This is a genomic window from Acinetobacter sp. Marseille-Q1623 (genome assembly GCF_902809895.1).
GTDB classification, from domain to species: domain Bacteria; phylum Pseudomonadota; class Gammaproteobacteria; order Pseudomonadales; family Moraxellaceae; genus Acinetobacter; species Acinetobacter piscicola_A.
Map to the genome: position 1 here is coordinate 717,618 of NZ_CADDWG010000001.1, position 18,285 is coordinate 735,902.

Annotated in this window: 15 protein-coding genes; 2 read left to right on the forward strand and 13 right to left on the reverse strand. The window is 39.3% G+C overall.

All coding sequences use genetic code 11. The features are described 5' to 3' along the window. Nucleotides 1–160: 160 nt before the first annotated feature. The 7 genes from pcaD to HUV91_RS03345 form a co-directional block, all read right to left on the reverse strand. On the reverse strand, nucleotides 161–940 hold the full coding sequence (gene pcaD / locus HUV91_RS03315; protein WP_174492517.1) for a 3-oxoadipate enol-lactonase: 780 nt from the start codon (nucleotides 938–940) through the stop codon (nucleotides 161–163). 63 nt (nucleotides 941–1,003) lie between these two features. Next, nucleotides 1,004–2,206: a 3-oxoadipyl-CoA thiolase gene (pcaF, locus tag HUV91_RS03320; RefSeq protein ID WP_174492518.1), complete on the reverse strand. Its 1,203-nt coding sequence runs from the start codon at nucleotides 2,204–2,206 to the stop codon at nucleotides 1,004–1,006. 133 nt (nucleotides 2,207–2,339) lie between these two features. Further along, entirely contained in the window at nucleotides 2,340–2,990 is a 651-nt protein-coding gene (locus tag HUV91_RS03325) for a 3-oxoacid CoA-transferase subunit B (protein ID WP_174492519.1), read from the reverse strand. Nucleotides 2,991–2,992: 2 nt separating this feature from the next. After that, nucleotides 2,993–3,682 carry a 3-oxoacid CoA-transferase subunit A gene (locus HUV91_RS03330; RefSeq protein WP_174492520.1) on the reverse strand — a complete coding sequence of 230 codons (690 nt, stop codon included), beginning with the start codon at nucleotides 3,680–3,682 and terminating at the stop codon, nucleotides 2,993–2,995. Between the two features lie 130 nt (nucleotides 3,683–3,812). Beyond that, nucleotides 3,813–4,733, reverse strand: coding sequence for a catechol 1,2-dioxygenase (catA, locus tag HUV91_RS03335; protein ID WP_174492521.1), 921 nt, complete (start codon nucleotides 4,731–4,733; stop codon nucleotides 3,813–3,815). A 114-nt stretch (nucleotides 4,734–4,847) separates the two neighbouring features. Continuing rightward, complete coding sequence (catC, locus tag HUV91_RS03340) at nucleotides 4,848–5,138, reverse strand: muconolactone Delta-isomerase (RefSeq protein WP_130073354.1); 291 nt, start codon at nucleotides 5,136–5,138, stop codon at nucleotides 4,848–4,850. 14 nt (nucleotides 5,139–5,152) lie between these two features. Beyond that, nucleotides 5,153–6,262 (reverse strand): muconate/chloromuconate family cycloisomerase, encoded by a 1,110-nt coding sequence (locus HUV91_RS03345; protein ID WP_130073355.1) that lies wholly within the window; start codon nucleotides 6,260–6,262, stop codon nucleotides 5,153–5,155. A 118-nt stretch (nucleotides 6,263–6,380) separates the two neighbouring features. On the opposite strand from HUV91_RS03345, the gene catM reads away from it, so the two are divergent. Further along, nucleotides 6,381–7,301: a cis,cis-muconate-binding transcription regulator CatM gene (gene catM / locus HUV91_RS03350; RefSeq protein WP_130073356.1), complete on the forward strand. Its 921-nt coding sequence runs from the start codon at nucleotides 6,381–6,383 to the stop codon at nucleotides 7,299–7,301. Between the two features lie 128 nt (nucleotides 7,302–7,429). Here the strand turns inward: catM and HUV91_RS03355 are convergent, their stop codons facing one another. The 5 genes from HUV91_RS03355 to dnaE all read right to left on the reverse strand — a co-directional run bounded on the left by HUV91_RS03355 (nucleotide 7,430) and on the right by dnaE (nucleotide 15,950). Then, nucleotides 7,430–9,436, reverse strand: a complete 2,007-nt coding sequence (locus HUV91_RS03355) for an alpha/beta fold hydrolase (RefSeq protein WP_174492522.1) — start codon at nucleotides 9,434–9,436, stop codon at nucleotides 7,430–7,432. A gap of 135 nt (nucleotides 9,437–9,571) precedes the next feature. After that, nucleotides 9,572–10,501 carry an ABUW_2363 family tetratricopeptide repeat lipoprotein gene (locus HUV91_RS03360; RefSeq protein WP_130073358.1) on the reverse strand — a complete coding sequence of 310 codons (930 nt, stop codon included), beginning with the start codon at nucleotides 10,499–10,501 and terminating at the stop codon, nucleotides 9,572–9,574. A gap of 205 nt (nucleotides 10,502–10,706) precedes the next feature. Next, complete coding sequence (cysE, locus tag HUV91_RS03365) at nucleotides 10,707–11,507, reverse strand: serine O-acetyltransferase (RefSeq protein WP_174492523.1); 801 nt, start codon at nucleotides 11,505–11,507, stop codon at nucleotides 10,707–10,709. Further along, nucleotides 11,507–12,343 (reverse strand): RNA methyltransferase, encoded by an 837-nt coding sequence (locus HUV91_RS03370; RefSeq protein ID WP_174492524.1) that lies wholly within the window; start codon nucleotides 12,341–12,343, stop codon nucleotides 11,507–11,509. Before HUV91_RS03370 ends, cysE begins: the two co-directional genes overlap by 1 nt. A 34-nt stretch (nucleotides 12,344–12,377) precedes the next feature. Beyond that, complete coding sequence (dnaE, locus tag HUV91_RS03375; protein ID WP_174492525.1) at nucleotides 12,378–15,950, reverse strand: DNA polymerase III subunit alpha; 3,573 nt, start codon at nucleotides 15,948–15,950, stop codon at nucleotides 12,378–12,380. A gap of 176 nt (nucleotides 15,951–16,126) precedes the next feature. Between dnaE and HUV91_RS03380 the strand changes: the two genes are divergently transcribed. Further along, the gene (locus HUV91_RS03380) at nucleotides 16,127–17,017 is read left to right on the forward strand and encodes a tetratricopeptide repeat protein (protein ID WP_130073362.1); all 891 of its coding nucleotides are present in this window, start codon (nucleotides 16,127–16,129) and stop codon (nucleotides 17,015–17,017) included. Between the two features lie 75 nt (nucleotides 17,018–17,092). Here the strand turns inward: HUV91_RS03380 and HUV91_RS03385 are convergent, their stop codons facing one another. After that, nucleotides 17,093–18,151 carry an asparaginase gene (locus tag HUV91_RS03385; RefSeq protein WP_130073363.1) on the reverse strand — a complete coding sequence of 353 codons (1,059 nt, stop codon included), beginning with the start codon at nucleotides 18,149–18,151 and terminating at the stop codon, nucleotides 17,093–17,095. Between the last annotated feature and the right edge of the window lie 134 nt (nucleotides 18,152–18,285).

Genomic DNA, 18,285 nt, shown 5'->3' on the forward strand with positions numbered 1-18,285 from the left:
TAGAAATGTGCATCTAATCCGATATATGGACCATTGAGTTCAAATTTTAGATTAGGTTTGTCCTGTTTCTCATTTGATATTCATCATAAAGTAGATGCAATATAGAAATATTGCTATTGCACCTTGGGTAAAGACAGAACCAAGACCTTATTATTATCCTTTACAGAGAGATAAAGTTTTTTACCGCCTGAGTAAACTCATTTGGACATTCAATATTTGATATATGTGATGCATTAATTTCAAATAATTCGCTATTTGGGATGCGATCAATCATATATTGACCATCTGTAATTGTGGTTACAGGGTCTTGCTGACCTGCAATCACAAGTATTGGAACTGTAATATTTTTCAATTCTTCACGTAAATCTGCTTTAGCCAAAGCTTCGCAACAACTTGCATAACCTTCTGCGCTGCCAGCTGCTAAGTCGTTACTTAAAGATTGTACAGTTGCGGCTTGGCTTTGGATAAAGCTTTCCGTAAACCATCTTGATGCCGCAGTTGCAGCAATGGTTTGCAGACCTTGTTGGCGTACTAAAGCAGCACGCTCATTCCATGCTTGTTCTTGTCCAATTTTTGCTGCGGTATTACACACAATAATATGATTAAAACGTTCTGGCTTATAAATAGCCAGCCATTGACCTGTTAAACCACCCATTGAAATGCCACAGAAATTTGCTTTTTCAACCTTTAAATGGTCAAGTAAATTTACCACATCTTGTCCAAGTTGTTCAATTTGATATGGCCCTTGAGGTGCAGAAGAGGCACCGTGTCCACGGGTATCATAGCAAATAACAAAAAAATCATTTTGTAATGCATCAATTTGCGATTGCCACATGGTGTATTTTGTACCCAATGAATTGGAAAAAATAATCGCAGGGTTGCTTGCATCACCAAAAGTTTGGTAATTGATTTGGGCATCATTGGATGTAAAAATTGGCATTTGAATTCCTAAATCTTTATTTTAAGTTCCTCCCTTTTTTAAAGGGAGGTTAGGAGGGATTCCTTAAACTCTTTCAATAATCAAAGCAATGCCTTGACCCACACCGATACACATTGAGCACAGGGCATATTTGCCACCTGTTACTTCAAGCTGATTCAGCGCGGTGATGACCAAACGTGCACCCGATGCACCGAGTGGATGACCCAAAGCAATCGCGCCACCATTTGGATTGACTTTCTCTGAACCATCGGCAAGACCTAGGTCACGCGTCACAGCCAATGCTTGTGCTGCAAAAGCTTCGTTTAGTTCAATCACATCCATTTGCTCAAGGCTTAAACCTGTTTGAGACAATAGTTTTTTGATCGCAGGTGCAGGACCAAAGCCCATAATGCGTGGCTCAACACCAACAGTTGTTGCAGCAATGATTTTGGCACGAGCTGTTAAACCATACATTGCAACGGCATCATCAGAAGCAATCAATAGCGCTGCTGCACCATCGTTAATGCCTGAAGCATTGCCGGCAGTCACTGTACCTTCAGCTTTCACTACAGGTTTTAACTTGCTTAATGCTTCAATCGTGGTTGCACGAGGATGTTCATCTTTTGAAACAACAATGGCATCACCTTTGCGCTGTGGAATGGTCACAGGAATAATTTCTTTGTCGAAGAAACCTTTTGCCTGTGCAGCCGCAGTACGTTGTTGACTGGTCAAAGCAAACTGATCCTGATCGGCACGGCTAATGTTGAATTGCTCAGCCACGTTTTCCGCAGTCTGTGGCATGGTTTCAACACCATACATTTCTTTCAGTTTTGGATTGATAAAACGCCAACCCATCGTCGTGTCTTCAAGCTTTTGTGCACGACCATAAGCAGATTCAGATTTACCCATCACAAATGTCGCACGTGACATACTTTCGACACCACCTGCAAGAATCAAATCTACTTCACCTGCTTTAATCGCACGTGCTGCCATTGCCACTGCATCTAGCGATGAACCACATAAACGATTGACTGTTGTTGCAGGCACTTGATATGGCACACCTGCCAATAGTGCAGACATACGACCGACGTTACGGTTGTCTTCACCTGCTTGGTTGGCACAACCATAAATCACATCATCGACTTTTTCCCAGTTCACAGATGGATTACGTTCAATTAAAGCTTTAATTGGTAATGCACCTAAGTCATCTGTACGTACAGGTGCAAGTCCACCTGCATAGCGACCGAAAGGTGTACGGATGGCATCAATAATATATGCGTTTTTCATTTTTAAATCCTTTACCTCCCTTAATCCCTCCTGAAATGAGGGAGACTTTCCAATGAAAAATAAATATTTATTGGTCAAAGTTCCCCTTTGAAAAAGGGGGATTTAGGGGGATTCTGTATATTTCTAAAGTGCCTTAAGCAGTCGCATCAATCAATTTTGCACCTGTCATCGACTGCAATTCTTCAAATGAAAGACCTTCCACTTTTTCAATCACTTTCATGCCCTCAGCAGTGACGTCAATCACACACAGGTCAGTATAAATACGGTCTACACATTTTAAACCTGTGGCAGGATAAGTCAGTTCAGCCACAATTTTAGGCTCGCCTTTTTTGGTCACATGATCTGTGGTGATAAATACTTTTTTCGCACCAACGGCTAAGTCCATGGCACCGCCAACCGCAGGAATCGCATCAGGTGCGCCTGTGTGCCAGTTTGCTAAATCACCATTTTCAGCAATTTGGAAAGCACCGAGTACCGCGATGTCTAAGTGACCACCACGCATCATGGCAAAGGAGTCACCATGATGGAAGAAACAACCCCCCGTCAGCATGGTGACAAATTCTTTACCGGCATTAATTAGTTCAGGATCACGATCTTCTTCAGCAGGTGGTGGACCAAAAGCCAAAAGACCATTTTCAGAATGTAAAAATACATCTTTGTCAGAGGGTAAATAATTGGAAATCTTCGTCGGTAAACCAATGCCTAAGTTGACATATGCACCATCAGGAATGTCTTGTGCCACACGCTCAGCAATTTGATCACGGCTTAATTTTGTATAACTCATGTTTAATTCTCCGTAACCAATGATTGAGCAGGTTTTACTTGTACAACGTGTTGTACAAAAATACCTGGTGTGATGATATGTTCAGGATCTAAAGCACCCAACTCAACAACTTCAGACACTTGTGCAATGGTCACATCTGCTGCCATTGCCATGATCGGGCCAAAGTTACGTGCAGATTTACGGTAAACAAGGTTACCCCAACGGTCGCCTTGTTGTGCTTTGATGAGGGCAAAATCCGCTTTAATTGGGTTTTCTAAAACGAAATCCTTACCTTCATAGTTTAAGGTTGGTTTGCCTTCAGCAAGTAACGTCCCAAAACCTGTAGGTGTGTAGATTGGACCTAAGCCCATGCCCGCAGCTTGGATACGGCAAGCCAAATTACCTTGTGGTACAAGTTCTAACTCGATTTTTCCCGCACGATAAAGCTCATCAAATACCCAAGAGTCAGACTGACGAGGGAAAGAGCAAATGATTTTACGGACAGCACCTGCTTTGAGCAGTTTAGCTAGACCATAGTCACCATTGCCTGCATTGTTATTGATAATGACAAGATCTTTCACACCGAGTTCGATCAAGCCATCGATGAGCTCTGCAGGTTGTCCTGCTGTGCCAAATCCACCAATCATGATGGTTGAACCATCCTTGATTTGGGAAAGTGCTTCTTTCAAAGAAGCTGAACTTTTATCAATCATGTGAATAACCTTGTCTACATTTTCATAAATTGCTATGCATAAATATTTTGAATAAATACTTATGCATAAAAAATTATGGTACAGGGAAATACTGTGAAACTAAGCAAGTCTCACAGTATTCAGGTCATCATTATGCACTTGCACGACGACGATCAATTTCAGTTGTTGGTGCAGCTTCTTGATCTTTCACAAGTTCTACATTGAATGTGATGTGTTTGAATGCTTTATCTACACCACGACGTGCAATTTCAGCTTCATCTGTCACATCAACAGCCTCTGCAACAAGACCTTCACGTGTAGCGAATGCAAAGTCATCCCAAAGATATTGGTCACCCTCAATATTGAATTGAGTGGTGAGTTTGCGATAACCCGGTGCAGAAACGAAGTAATGAACATGAGAAGGGCGGTTACCATGACGACCAAGCTTGTTAAGTAATGCTTGAGTGGTGCCTTCAGGTGGGCAGCCATAACCGACAGGCATTGTTGTTTGAGCAACATATTGTCCATTGGTGTCTGATAAAATCGTACGACGTAAGTTAAAGTCAGATTGGGATTTATCAAAGAATGAATAGTTCCCTAAGCTGTTAGCATGCCAAATTTCAACTTTAGCACCTTCGATTACACGGCCTTCAGTATCTGTTACAGTACCTTCGATAAATAAAGTATCAATTTTGTCAGATTCAGAACCATCATCCATACGAGCAAAACCTACAGATTCAGGTGCTCCTGCAACGTATAAAGGACCCTCAATGGTACGGGGTGTACCGCCTGTAATGCCTGCTTTAGCATCAGCTTCATCGGCACGTAAGTCCAAATAATGCTCTAGACCTAAACCAGCAGCGAGTAAACCAAGTTCATTTGCTTGACCTGCATCAGTCAGATATTCAAGACCTTTCCACAATTCAGTTTGTGAAATATCGAGGTCTTCAATAGCTTGAAAAAGATCAGAAACTAAACGTACAACAATTTGTTGAACACGAGCATCAACAGGACCTGTTGCTGTGTCTACGTTCATTTTTTTTACTAATTGATCGATCTCTTGACGGTTCATACGAATTCTCCTTAAGTATGAAAAGGGTCTGTGGGGCTGTGCTTGCTAAATGGTTTTGGCTTACGTCCTTGCCCCAACAATCCTTGTTTTATTACTATAAAATGATATTAAAAATCAGGTGTCATCTTCACGAATTGATGAAGGATGACGGTTTAATGCAACAACTTCGATGTCCATGTATGGATACAATGGCAAACCTTGTAAAATGTTGTGTAATTCTTCATTACTCTCAACATCAAAAATACTGATATTTGAGTATTGACCTGTAATACGCCAAATATGACGCCATTTCCCTTGTCGTTGCAAATCTTGAGAATATGCTTTTTCAACGGCTTTAATTTCATTGGCTTTTTCAGATGGCATATCTAAAGGGATATTTACATCCATTTTTACTTGGAAAAGCATGACGACTCCTTCAATTATTGACGACGTAGGTTGTCGATTTTGTCTTCATCTAATTCAATACCTAAGCCCAAACCTGTTGGGATTTTGAGCTCAAAATTTTCATATTGAAGTGGTGTTTTTAAAATTTGTTCAGTCAGTAGTAATGGACCAAATAGCTCAGTTCCATATGCTAAATTACTGAATGTTGAAAATACGTGTGCAGACGCAATCGTGCCCACAGGACCTTCAAGCATGGTGCCACCATACAGGTCAATGCCAGCAAGATTTGCAATTTTGGCAACTTCGCAACCTTCAATTAAGCCACCAGATTGAGCGACTTTGACTGCAAAAACAGAAGCTGCATTGCGTTTGGCAAGTTCATAAGCACTTTGTGGACCCATTAAAGATTCATCTGCCATAATGGCGATATCAAACTTACGAGTTAAGCGTTCCATTGCATCAATGTTATTAATGGCACAAGGTTGTTCAATTAAGTCTATGCCACCGTCTTGTAGGAGCTGAATGCCTTTAATCGCACTGAGTTCAGACCAAGCACGGTTGACATCAACACGAATTGAAACGTCATTGCCTAAGGCTTTTTTGATGGCTAAAACATGTTCTACATCTTGTTCGACAGGGCGAGAACCAATTTTGAGTTTGAAAACATTATGACGCTTGCTTTCAACCATTTTTTGCGCTTCAGCGATATCTTTTTCTGTATTACCAGATGCTAATACCCACAATACTGAAATGCTGTCACGTAAACGACCACCCAACACTTCACTTAAAGGCAAACCTAAACGTTGTGCTTGAATATCCAATAACGCAGTTTGAATCGCACATTTTGCAAAACGATTGCCGTTAATATTACGGTTAATGATTTGCATGGTTTGTGCGACATTTAAACCTGCTAAAGTTTTTAATAATGGAGCAAAATAAGTTTCAATATTGGTTTTTACACTTTCAGGGCTTTCTTCGCCATAGCCTAAACCGCCAATTGTGGTTGCCTCTCCCCAACCCACAAAGCCATCATCTGTGCTGACTTTTACCAATACTAGGGTTTGTGTTTGCATTGTTGCAACCGCCATCTTGTGTGGACGGATGGTTGGGATCTCAACAAGCAATGTTTCTATAGATGTATACATTGCAAATATTTCTTAAGTGTTTAACTGTTTATATACCCTAAATTAATGTAATATCTTAAACTAGAGCTAAATTGGTATTTTTAAATACTTAAAAGGTATATAAAGGGAGTTTGATACAATGGAGTTACGTCATTTACGTTATTTTGTGACGGTTGTTGAAGAACAAAGTATTACCAAAGCAGCAGAAAAGCTGTGTATTGCTCAACCGCCCCTAAGTCGCCAAATTCAAAAATTAGAAGAAGAACTTGGTATCTTGTTATTTGAACGTGGTTCACGCCCTGTGAAAACCACCGAAGCAGGACAGTTTTTTTACCAACATGCTGTACAGATTCTTACGCATACAGCACAAGCTACCTCAATGGCAAAACGCATTAGTTCGGTCAATAAAGTGGTGCGGATTGGCTATGTGAGTTCATTGTTATATGCGTTATTGCCACAAATTATTTATTTATTTCGACAAAAAAATCCTGATACAGAAGTGGAATTGATCGAATGCGGTACCAAAGATCAGATCGAGGCACTTAAACTTGGGAAAATTGATATTGGATTTGGACGTTTAAGAATCAGTGATCCTGCGGTAAAACGTATTTTAATGCGTAGAGAAAAATTATGGGTTGCAGTACATAAAAACCATTTTCTTGCACAACATATTGATAGAGGTGTGTATTTATCAGAGATTAGCAATGAGCTGATTTTTTCTTATCCTGCATCACAAAAACCAAACTTTTCAACTTTAATTCAGTCGATTTTTACTGAGCTTGCCTTAGTGCCTAAAAATATGCAGGAAGTACGTGAAATTCATCTTGCTTTAGGTTTAGTTTCATCTGGTGAAGGTATTTGTTTAATTCCGCAAAGTGCGAGTGAAATCGGGATGCGAAATTTGGTTTATATTCCAATCTTAGACTTAGAGGCTTATAGTCCGATTTCCATGTCAATCCGAAATATGGACCAAAGTGCTTATATTCCAAAGATTTTGGATTGTGTAAAAGAAGTGTTTGAAGCTGAAAATATGACTTTATTAATGGATGTGGATGAGTAGTTTTTGCAGTTTTACACGTGTTTCACAAATGTAAAATGCAAATAAACAGTTATAAGGATTTCTTTTATAACTGAAAATGAGTTGTATATAAATTAATAGCCCACATGTTGTGGGCTATTTGTGTTGCTTTATTCAGGTTTATACAAGCCGAGCTGTACGAGGTGTTGACGTAAAATACGTCTCAGTTCTAATACTGCTTCAGGTGTTTCTTGGATCGAATGTCCACCTTTAATAATTTTTTCAGATGCAGCGCCATCTAAATGTGCACTCTGATAAGGGACAATACCATCTGTCATGAGCTTTTCATCTGTGGTATCGGAGTTATTACCCATAATGGAATGAAAAATCATACCGTGTTTAGGCATGACATTTTTAGTGAGTTTGGTAAATTTAGAATTATGACTTAAATCACTAGGACCATTTTGAATCAATCCATCGCCAACTTCATTCACAAAATTTTTCATATTTAGATTTTGATCTGTCACAGAGTCGGCTAAAGCACCTAAAAAAGCACCTGGGAGCTTAATAATTTTTCGTGCTGCCAATGTAAACCAACGATCTGCAAAAGCTGTACCTCGATGTGGTGCAGAGAGAAAAATTGCACGATCAAAGTTAGGTACAGGTTTAATGATTAGACGTGCCTTGAAAACATCATCATCTTTAAAACGATCAAATTTACGATTATTCAACATTTTTAACGCAGGTTGAGTTAAATCGGCATCACTGACCAATAAACGTGCGATGATGCCGCCCATACTATGACCAATCAAGACAGCATCCTTCGCCGCTGATGTATCTTGACCAATATAGTCAAAAGTTTGATTAATAATGGCATTAATTTGGTAGCGACTTTCTAAAATTGGCATATTGGTTGAATAAAAAACTTGCCAAACTTGATAATGCTCACGTAGAACCTGATCTCCCATAATATCGTTGGTTAAACGAATCCAAGCCTCAGGACTGCTGGCTAAACCATGTACCAATACAATCACTTTTTTCTTTGGATTGAAGGGTTCTAACATGTATAAATGGGGCATGGTCAAACGTTGATCACGGTCAATCAAAGTTAAATATGCTGCAGCACCCAGATTATTTTCTGCTAACCATAGACCATAAGGTGCAGAGAAGTTTGCAGCGAGTGGATAGTCTTTATCTGCGACTTTAATATTTTCAATTAAATAAGGATCATAAATTTTTAAACTAAAATTAGGATTATGTAAAATATCGTTTACGCTGTTGCCTGATTTTGGCTGTGCGGTAATACTAACCGATAAATAACGAGGATCATGAATATTGGGATTAATGCCATTTTGATAATGGTGATGTAATGGATCGACGATGTATTTATTTTCCTCAGCACGTTCAGAATCATCTAAAACTACAACAAACTCAGCACCGAAACCATCTCTACGGTTCAGAGAGCGTAAACCTGAAAAGTTTAAGTTATAACTCGAAAGAAGGTTTTGAATCTTTTCGGTATTGAGCTGCGGATAATGACTATAGTCAATGCTATAAACACTTTTGCCAATTTTAATTTCTTTAGGAACGGATTTACCTTCGCTACGTAGACCATAGGTGGTAATCATTTTTGCTAAAGCTTGGTTATAAAAGTCTCGAATTTGAACTTGTCTGTTGTCAAAAATACGATCTTGTGGTTGACGTTTAGTTTCAAATAAATAGGCATAACTATAACGAATACTTTTGTCGAGCATGTCTAATTGTTGGTCTAAACAGTTGTTATAGTTGGTTTTATTAATTTTTTGTTTTTCTTCTGATTGATGTTTAGACAGGGTGCTGACCTTACAACTTGAAGAATCATTTAAAGCAATTGCTTTGGCAAGATAAATTTCACTTGCAGTTGATAATAATTGCTCATCTTGAATCTGTGGAATTTTTTCCAAGTCTTGTACACACTGATCAGGTTGGTCTGTACATTTTTTCGCTTCACTACCTGTCATTGACAGTACATTAAGGCTCGCTTCACTCATTTTATTGCGTGTCAGGATACTGTCACGTTCATTGGCAATGGTGACATTGACTTTTTGGCTTTTCACACTAACAACTTGACAGCCACTTAGCAGTAAAGGCGCCATCGCAGTAAGGACTAGCAGTATATTTTTTTTACTGTGCTGCATAAGTATCCTCGATACACATTACATTTAGCGAAATCATACGATATTGCATAGAAAATTCAATTTTTTTTGCAAAAAAATAGGCTGACTCGGATCAACCTACTTTTATATAATGAAATAGTGAGAAATACTGCGTAATTATTTAGATTGGGCAGGATTTTTCAAAATTTGCCATACGTTGTAACGACCTTCTTTTTCGACTTCTTGTACTAAACGGTCAACCACATCAGCTTCTTCTGGATATTTTGTTTTATAATTTTTTAAGGTTTGAATGGCATTTTTTTTCTGATCCATCCATAAATAATTGTTGGTGGCAGATAAATAAGCTTCTTGTACCTCAGATTTCATTGCATTGTTTAAATATGGCATCGCTTCTTTTTGACCGCCACCTTCAGACAATGAGAAACCGAACCATAAGTTGGCTTCTTGGTCATCTTTGTTAATTTTTAAAATGCGTTGTGCATAGTCTAAAGACTTGGTGGTATAAGATGAACCTAAATCTAAGTTACGTCCCATAACACTGGCTTTAAATGCACGAATAAGAATATCGAACGAGGCATTCGGATTTGCAGCAAGAGTGTCTAATTGGGTTGATACTTCTTTAAGTTTGCTTTCAAAACCACGGCGTTCTTGACGGTCAGTAAATTGTGGTGGATAGTGGCGTGCTTTACCTTCTACCATTTGTAAAAAATCATCAATATTGGTGATGTCTATTTCATCTTGGCCTGCAATTACCGCATATTTCATTGCGCGTTGCGTACTGTTGACTGTAGGCACGATCAACTTATTGGTATCTAAAATAATTTTAGCATTTAGATTATTTGGGTCAGGCACTTCCATTTTTTGTACAGGTGCTGCAGCAGCTTTTTGTAATTCAATTTCAAAAACAGGAGGTTGGTTATAATTAAATGGATTAAGTGCGTAAAATGGTGGCGAAATTTCAGGTTCAGTGTAGACGATTGGTTCATTATTGACGACTTGATTTTGAGTTTTGTTTATCGTAGTCGTTGAGCAAGCTGCAAGTAATGAAGCTGAAAAAAGAGCGACTGCTAGAGGCTTAATCGTCATATTTATCTTCCAAAGATTTGTTGTATAAGTCAAAAATTAAGTATATGTAGCAGTCTAAGAAAACTTATTTAAACATGCAACGCTTAAAGCTTAAAGTTTTAAAATTTATACAGAAAGCAAACGTGTTTAACGCAATTATTGTTATTTTTTTGTAGATTCAATAACATGAAGAGGGGAGTGCCTAGATCAACTAGGCACTTTGACGCTATTTACTTTGTGCTTCACACTCACGGCGTACATCTTCAATAATTTTTAGTTCTTCTTCACTAAAAGGCGTTTCTTTGGCTTGTTGTTGATTAAACGTCGGGTCAAGCAATGATAAACGATGACATAAATTATTCATTCGCATTTCATTTTGTTGAATACGTTCAAGTAAAACACGCATACCATCAAGCATTGGATCAGATTGATCTTGTGTTGCTGCATAGGGTTGAAAACCAATACTTTCTGCATAATCACGACGTTGTTTTTCTTGCTCGTTGTGATTTTCTTTATCTTTGAAAATTAAACGGGCAGCACTGCCGACAGCCGTTGCACCTTCAGGAATGGCTTTTGTTACAACGGCATTGGAACCCACTTTAGCATTTTTACCGACAGTGAAGGGACCTAAAATTTTTGCACCTGCACCGACAACAACACCGTCTTCTAAAGTCGGGTGGCGTTTGCCTTTATTCCATGTTGTTCCACCCAAAGTTACGCCATGATACAAAGTGACATCATCACCAATTTCAGCCGTTTCTCCGATCACCACACCCATACCGTGGTCAATGAAAAAGCGTTTACCAATTTTTGCACCAGGATGAATTTCAATGCCTGTGGCAAAACGACTAAAAGAGGACAACATGCGTGCTGAGGTTTTACACTCTTTTTTCCATAGTTCATGGGCAACACGATGCATAATGAGTGCATGAATCCCTGGATAAGTGGTTAAAACTTCAAATGTATTGCGTGCGGCAGGATCACGCGCAAACACAGCTTGGATATCTTCTTTGAGCTGTTTCAGCATTAGTTTTGATCCTCTTTGGGTTTTGAACTTTTCCATGTGCCATTATTCAAGGCTTGAACTCGGCTAAAAATGCCTCGAAGTAAATGATATTCCATTTTATCTAATTGTATACGTCCAAATAAACGGCGCAAGCGTAATGGTAATAATCTTGGATTTTTAGGATCCATAAACTCAATTTCTGCCAACATTTTTTCAATGTGTGGGTAGAATAGTTCCATTTGTTCATGTGTTACAAGTGGTTCATCCCAATGCATGTCTTCAGAATCAGTGACATGCATAACAGCTTGATCGTCATGCTGTTTATCTGCAAAAGCTAAAGTAGCCATACGCATTTCGTAACAGAGTACTTGAATGGCCTGTGCAACATTGAGGACACCATAGTCACTATTCACAGGAATAGTCACATGATAATTTGCTAAAGCCAATTCTTCGTTGGTGAGCCCTCGATCTTCGCGACCAAAGACAATGGCAATTTCTTGTTGATCATGAATCACGGCTTGCATCGATTTTTCTGCAGCAGGGCGCGCATCAAGCAGTGGCCAAGGAATGGTACGGCTGCGTGCACTGGTACCAAAAACCAAATGGCAGTCTTTGATGGCGTCTTCTAAAGTTTCAACAATTTCAATCTGCTCGATCAGATCTGTTGCACCTGCGGCAAGTGCATCAATATCGGGGTGTGGATAGGTCTTTGGTGCAACCAGCACCAATTTAGATAAGCCCATCGTTTTCATTGCACGTAAAGCACTACCAATATTTGCAGGTAAAGTGGTATTAACCATGACAATACGCACATGGCTCAAATGCTGTGAAATAGCAGCATTATCAATAATATCCATGATATTTCCAAAATTTAGCTTGAATGAGAGGATCTTAAGAAAATTGATTGACTTCAGCGTTATACACATCCATTGCATCATCCATGCTCATATTCTCTGGCGGAGGAGCAACTTGGGTGGGTTGTGCAAGTTCACGATGATCTACAGTTTTGGCTGCTTTAGATTTCACTTGATAGTGCACATGAATACTTTCTTTACCAAAATATTCACGTAGCTTAAACAGCAGATCATCTAAAGGCGCAACTTTCCATTGCGCACCCAAATGCAGATCTGCACTGGCATAGTCATAATCAATTTGAATTTGGAATGGGATATGCTGACACATATCAACATGACAAAATGGGAGAAGAATTTTTTGTAAATCTGATGCTAAGGTTTTACTGATAACTTCAGGATTTAATTGAATCGAGATCGCATTGGCTCGTTTTTGGCGAATTTCATTGAGACTAAATGCTTTGGTTAGACGTCCCATTGGGCGGTCAAAACCTTCACGTTCATAAATTTCACCTTCGATGACCACGACTTTTTCATTTTGTAAAATGTCTTTAAAACGTTGGAAACGTTCGTGATTTGCAGAGACTTCGATCCGTGCTGTGCCATCATCTAAGGTGATCATCATACGGTTCGGGAAGTTAGCCACATCCACAACTAATCCTGCAAATACTGTGGTTACACCACGACGCGTAGGTGTCAATTCATTGATGCGTTGTGAAATAAAGGCTTTTAACTCAGGTCGATAAACATCAATAGGGTGGCCTGTTAAATACAAGCCTAAAGTATCTTTTTCACCTTTTAAACGGACTTCATCTGACCATGGTTTTACAGGTTTTGCAGGTTTACGCTGAACTTCTTCAACTTCACCAAATAAATCCATAATCCCTGTTTCACGGTTAGAACGCGCTTGTTCTGCGGCTTGGACAGCTTCAGGCAGTTGCGCCATGATGGTTGAACGTTCCATGTCTAAACAGTCTAAAGCACCTGCACGAATCAATGCCTCAAGGGTACGCTTATTGATTTTTTTCAGGTCAATACGATGACAGAAATCGAATAAATCTTTATAAGGACCGTCTTGCTCGCGTGAGTCAATGACCGATTGCATGGCTTGTTCACCCACACCTTTGATGGCACCTAGACCGTAAATTATGGTTTTTTCATCACTGGCATGGAAATGATAGAATGACATATTAATCGAGGGTGGTAATACCTCTAAACCATTAATTCGGCAGTCATCAATTAAAAATACAATATTGTCAGTATTTTGCATTTCTGAAGACATGACGGCAGCTAAGAACTCAGAAGGGTAATGAGCTTTGAGCCATGCCGTTTGATAAGCCACTAAAGCATATGCTGCCGCATGGGATTTGTTAAAACCATAACCTGCGAATTTTTCCATATAGTCGAAAATATGGTTGGCAGTTTTTTCATCAATGTCTTTTTTAGCAGCACCTTCAATAAAGGTCGCACGCTGCTTGACCATTTCTTCGACTTTCTTTTTCCCCATGGCACGGCGTAGTAAATCTGCACCACCAAGGGTATAGCCTGCACAAAATTGTGCAGCTTGCATAACTTGTTCTTGATACACCATGATGCCGTAAGTCGGTTCGAGTACGCTTTCAAGCAAAGGATGTAAATATTCAAACTCACCACCATGCATACGGTGAATAAAGTCAGGAATCAGATCCATTGGACCAGGACGGTACAAAGATACAAAGGCAATAATTTCCTCGAACTTACTTGGGCGTGCTTCTTTCAGCATTTTTTTCATGCCCACGGATTCAAATTGGAAGACCGCCGTGGTGTTGGCTTCTGCAAAAATTAAATAAGCATCTTTATCGTCTAAAGGAATATGTGCAATATCTAAAGGTGTTTCTGACTGAACACGTTTATTGATATTTTGAACCGCATCCTCAATTACGGTTAAATTTCGTAGACCCAAGAAGTCAAATTTAACCAAGCCTGCGGCTTCTACATCATCTTTGTCAAACTGTGCAACACGGTTTGTTCCATCATCATCACATAAAACAGCGGAATAATCGGTAATTTTGGTAGGTGCAATTACCACACCACCTGCATGTTTTCCTGTATTACGCGTAATACCTTCAAGTTTGAGTGCCATTTCCCAAATTTCAGCAGCATCTTCATTGTCTGGATTTGATGGATTGGTGACAATATCTTTGAGTTGTGGTTCAGCTTCGAGTGACTCTTCCAAACTTAAGCCTAAAGGTTTGGTTGGAATCATTTTTGAAATACGGTCCGCCAAACCATAGGATTTACCTAAGACACGCGCCACATCTCGAATTGCACCTTTTGCGGCCATGGTACCGAATGTTGCGATTTGTGAAACAGCATCACGCCCATAGTGACGTGCCACATAGTCAATGACTTTGTCTCGACCTGCGATACAGAAATCGACATCGAAATCGGGCATAGAAACACGTTCAGGGTTTAAGAAACGTTCAAATAGTAGGTCATAACGAAGCGGGTCTAAGTCCGTAATTTTTAAACTATATGCAACCAATGAGCCTGCACCTGAACCACGACCTGGACCAACGGGAACGCCGTTATTTTTTGACCATTGGATAAAGTCCATGACGATGAGGAAGTAACCTGGGAATCCCATCTTATTAATAATGCCAAGCTCATAGGCAAGACGCTCATCATACGGTTTACGGATTTCAGCCCAGTCTTCATCACGTTTTTCAACAGGATATAAAACCGCAAGACGTTCTTCTAAGCCTTCTTCAGACAAATGCTCAAAGAAGGTATCAATGGTATGACCTTCAGGAATCGGATAATCAGGTAAGTCATGGAAACCTAAACGTAAAGAAACCGTACAACGTTTAGCAATCTCTACGGTATTTTGAATCGCACTTGGAATATCTGAAAAGAGTTCAACCATTTCCGCAGCGGTTTTAAAATATTGCTGTGGACTATAATTTTTTGGACGTTTATCGTCACCTAAAACATAACCGTCAGCAATACATACACGTGCTTCATGTGCTTCAAAATCTTCAGGTTTAATAAAATGTACATCATTGTGTGCAACCACACCGATATTATATTTACACGCTAATTTAACTGCTTCTTGGTTAAATTCTTCTTCTCTTGGACGATCAGTACGGGTGAGTGCAAGATAAACACGATTGCCAAATTTTTCGATCCATTCTTCAAGTAAAGGCTCAGCTTTTTGAGGATTAGAGGAGATGAGCATTTGTCCCACATCGCTGTGTAAACCCAGCAGAACAATAATGTCTTGTTGTTGTTCTAAAATCCATTCTTTTTGAATACATGGGATGGACAGTTGTTGCCCCTCAATAAAGCCACGCGACACAATTTCAGTGAGTCCACGCCATCCTTTTTTAGTCATTGCAAGCAATGTAGCTTTATGATGAGCATCGTTGAGACGGATGGTACTGCCGAAAATAGGTTTAATACCTTTGCCTAAACACTTATTATAAAATTTGACAGCGGCATGTAAATTAGAGAGATCTGTGATTGCAAGAGCAGGCATTTCATCCTTTGCAGCAGCCGAAATCAGATCAGGTATACGTACAATCGATTCTGTAATCGAAAACTCTGTATGAATACCAAGATGAACAAACTGCATAGATGAATCCCTTTTATAACAGCCGATGATTTTACCACGCTTCATTTAGATATGCAGACGAAAGTTGATTGAAGTGATTTTGTTAATGAATAGTTGAATATTTTGCAATCAGGAGAAAATATTCATATCATTGATATTAACAATAATTTGACTCAAACTTTCTGAAAAGGAAACAAATGAAAATTAAAACACTTTTACTCTTGGGTTGTTTAGCATTACCTGTTAGCACAATGGTCAATGCTGAAGAAGTACAATACAGCGCGACTTTAGTGAAAAAAGCTGAGTCAGGAGATGCACAAGCACAATATGAATTAGGGGAAGCCTATTATCAAGGTTATGGCGTTGAAGAAGATTTGCATAAAGCCTTAGAGTGGTATAGAAAATCAGCAGCAAAAGGCAATTTAGAAGCGATTTATTCTATCGGTTATATGTACGATGAAGGCGAAGCTGTCGAAGAAAATAATGTAGAGGCCATGAAATGGTTGTTAAAAGCTGCTGAAAAAGGTCATTTGTTGGCACAATATCGTTATGGGCAAACCTTAGAAACAGGTGAAGAAGGCGTGAAAGCTGACGCCAAAAAATCGATGCAATGGATCAAAAAAGCGGCTGATGGCGGTTTGGCTGATGCTCAGTATCATCTAGGTTATAATTATGAAATGGGAGAATACGTTACTAAAGATCTAAATCTTGCTGTGAAATATTATAAAATGGCAGTAGATCAAGGGAATCGTGATGCACAAAATAACCTTGGTGTTTTATATCATGATGGTGAAGGTGTTGCACAAAATTATGCGAAAGCACTTGAACTGTATAGTGCAGCATCTGAGCAAGGCAATGAACTCGCTTCTTCAAATATTGGTCTGTTGTATGAAAATGGCGAAGGCGTGAAAAAAGACTTTAAACGTGCTGCTCAATACTATGAGTTGGCATACGAGCAAGGTGATCATGATGCGCTCGAAAGTCTAGCAAACTTGTATGAAACAGGTGGTTTTGGTTTGAAAAAAGATTTAAGCAAAGCCAAAGAATATCGTGAGGCATCTGAAACATCTGCTGCTGCAGCAGAATAAGCAATTACATACGATCAAGTCAAAATAAGCGCCACATTGGCGCTTATTTTTTATTTGTAATAACAATATGTTGAATTAATATTCCCAAAACATGCGTTGAATTTCTTTGGCATCTTTGGTTTTAGTCAGTGCAAGCGCGGCAAGTAGTTTGGCTTTTTGCGGATTAAAATCGTGAGCAACGACCCAACCGTATTGATCATCAGGTTGCTCAGCATTACGTAATACAAAACCTTGAGGAACACGTGACGAGCGAATAATTTGCACACCTTGTTTTTGTAGATCAGTTAATGTTGGTACAAGGTATTTTGCAACAGAGCCATTTCCTGTTCCTGCATGGATAATTGCTTTTGCACCCGCTTTGGCATATGCCAAATAGGCATCAGGCAGCATATTGCCTGAACCATATACGATTTGGACGAGTGGTAAGGCATCGCCTTGAATATTCTCAATATTAAATTCAGAGCTATTGTTAAAACGCTTAGCGACACTTCTAAACCAATAGGGTTTCGCTTCAACCAATGTGCCTAAAGCACCCCATTGGCTTGCAAAAGCATCGGTGTGAATATTGATGGTCTTGGTCACATCACGTGCTGCAAAAATACTATCATTCATCAGTACAAGTACGCCTTTAGCTTTGGCGCTATCCGCAGCAGCAAGTGCAACTGCACTATAAAGGTTCAAAGGGCCATCGGCAGACAAGGCTGAAGGTGGGCGCATTGAACCGACGACGACGATGGGTTTATCGGTATGGATGGTAAGGCTTAAAAAAAATGCTGTTTCTTCTAGGGTATCTGTGCCATGTGTAATGACCACACCATTGACATCAGGCTTTTTAACCAATTCGTTGACTTTACGGGCAATGGTTAAAAGTTCTTTATCTGTAATGCTTTCAGATGCTACTTGCAGTGCTTGTACGCCTGTGACATTGGCAAGGTTTTGAATCTGTGGAACCGCATTGAGTAAGTCATCTACAGGAACTTTGGCTGCGGTATAAGTCGCGCTATTGGTAGAGCTTGCGCCTGCACCTGCAATCGTACCGCCCGTTGCAACCACAACAACATTATTTTTTGCAAAGGTTGAAAAGGGCAATAATAAACCGAGGCTTAAAGTCAGTGCGGTCAGTGTTTTTTTCATCTTCTATCCTTATAAAAGTTCTGTACATTCCAAGCATTTTTTGTACCATTTTTAACTTAATATAAAAAATAGGCTTTTGCCCATACTAAATTTAAAATATGTTTTTTTGAATGATCATTCAAATTTATAATTAT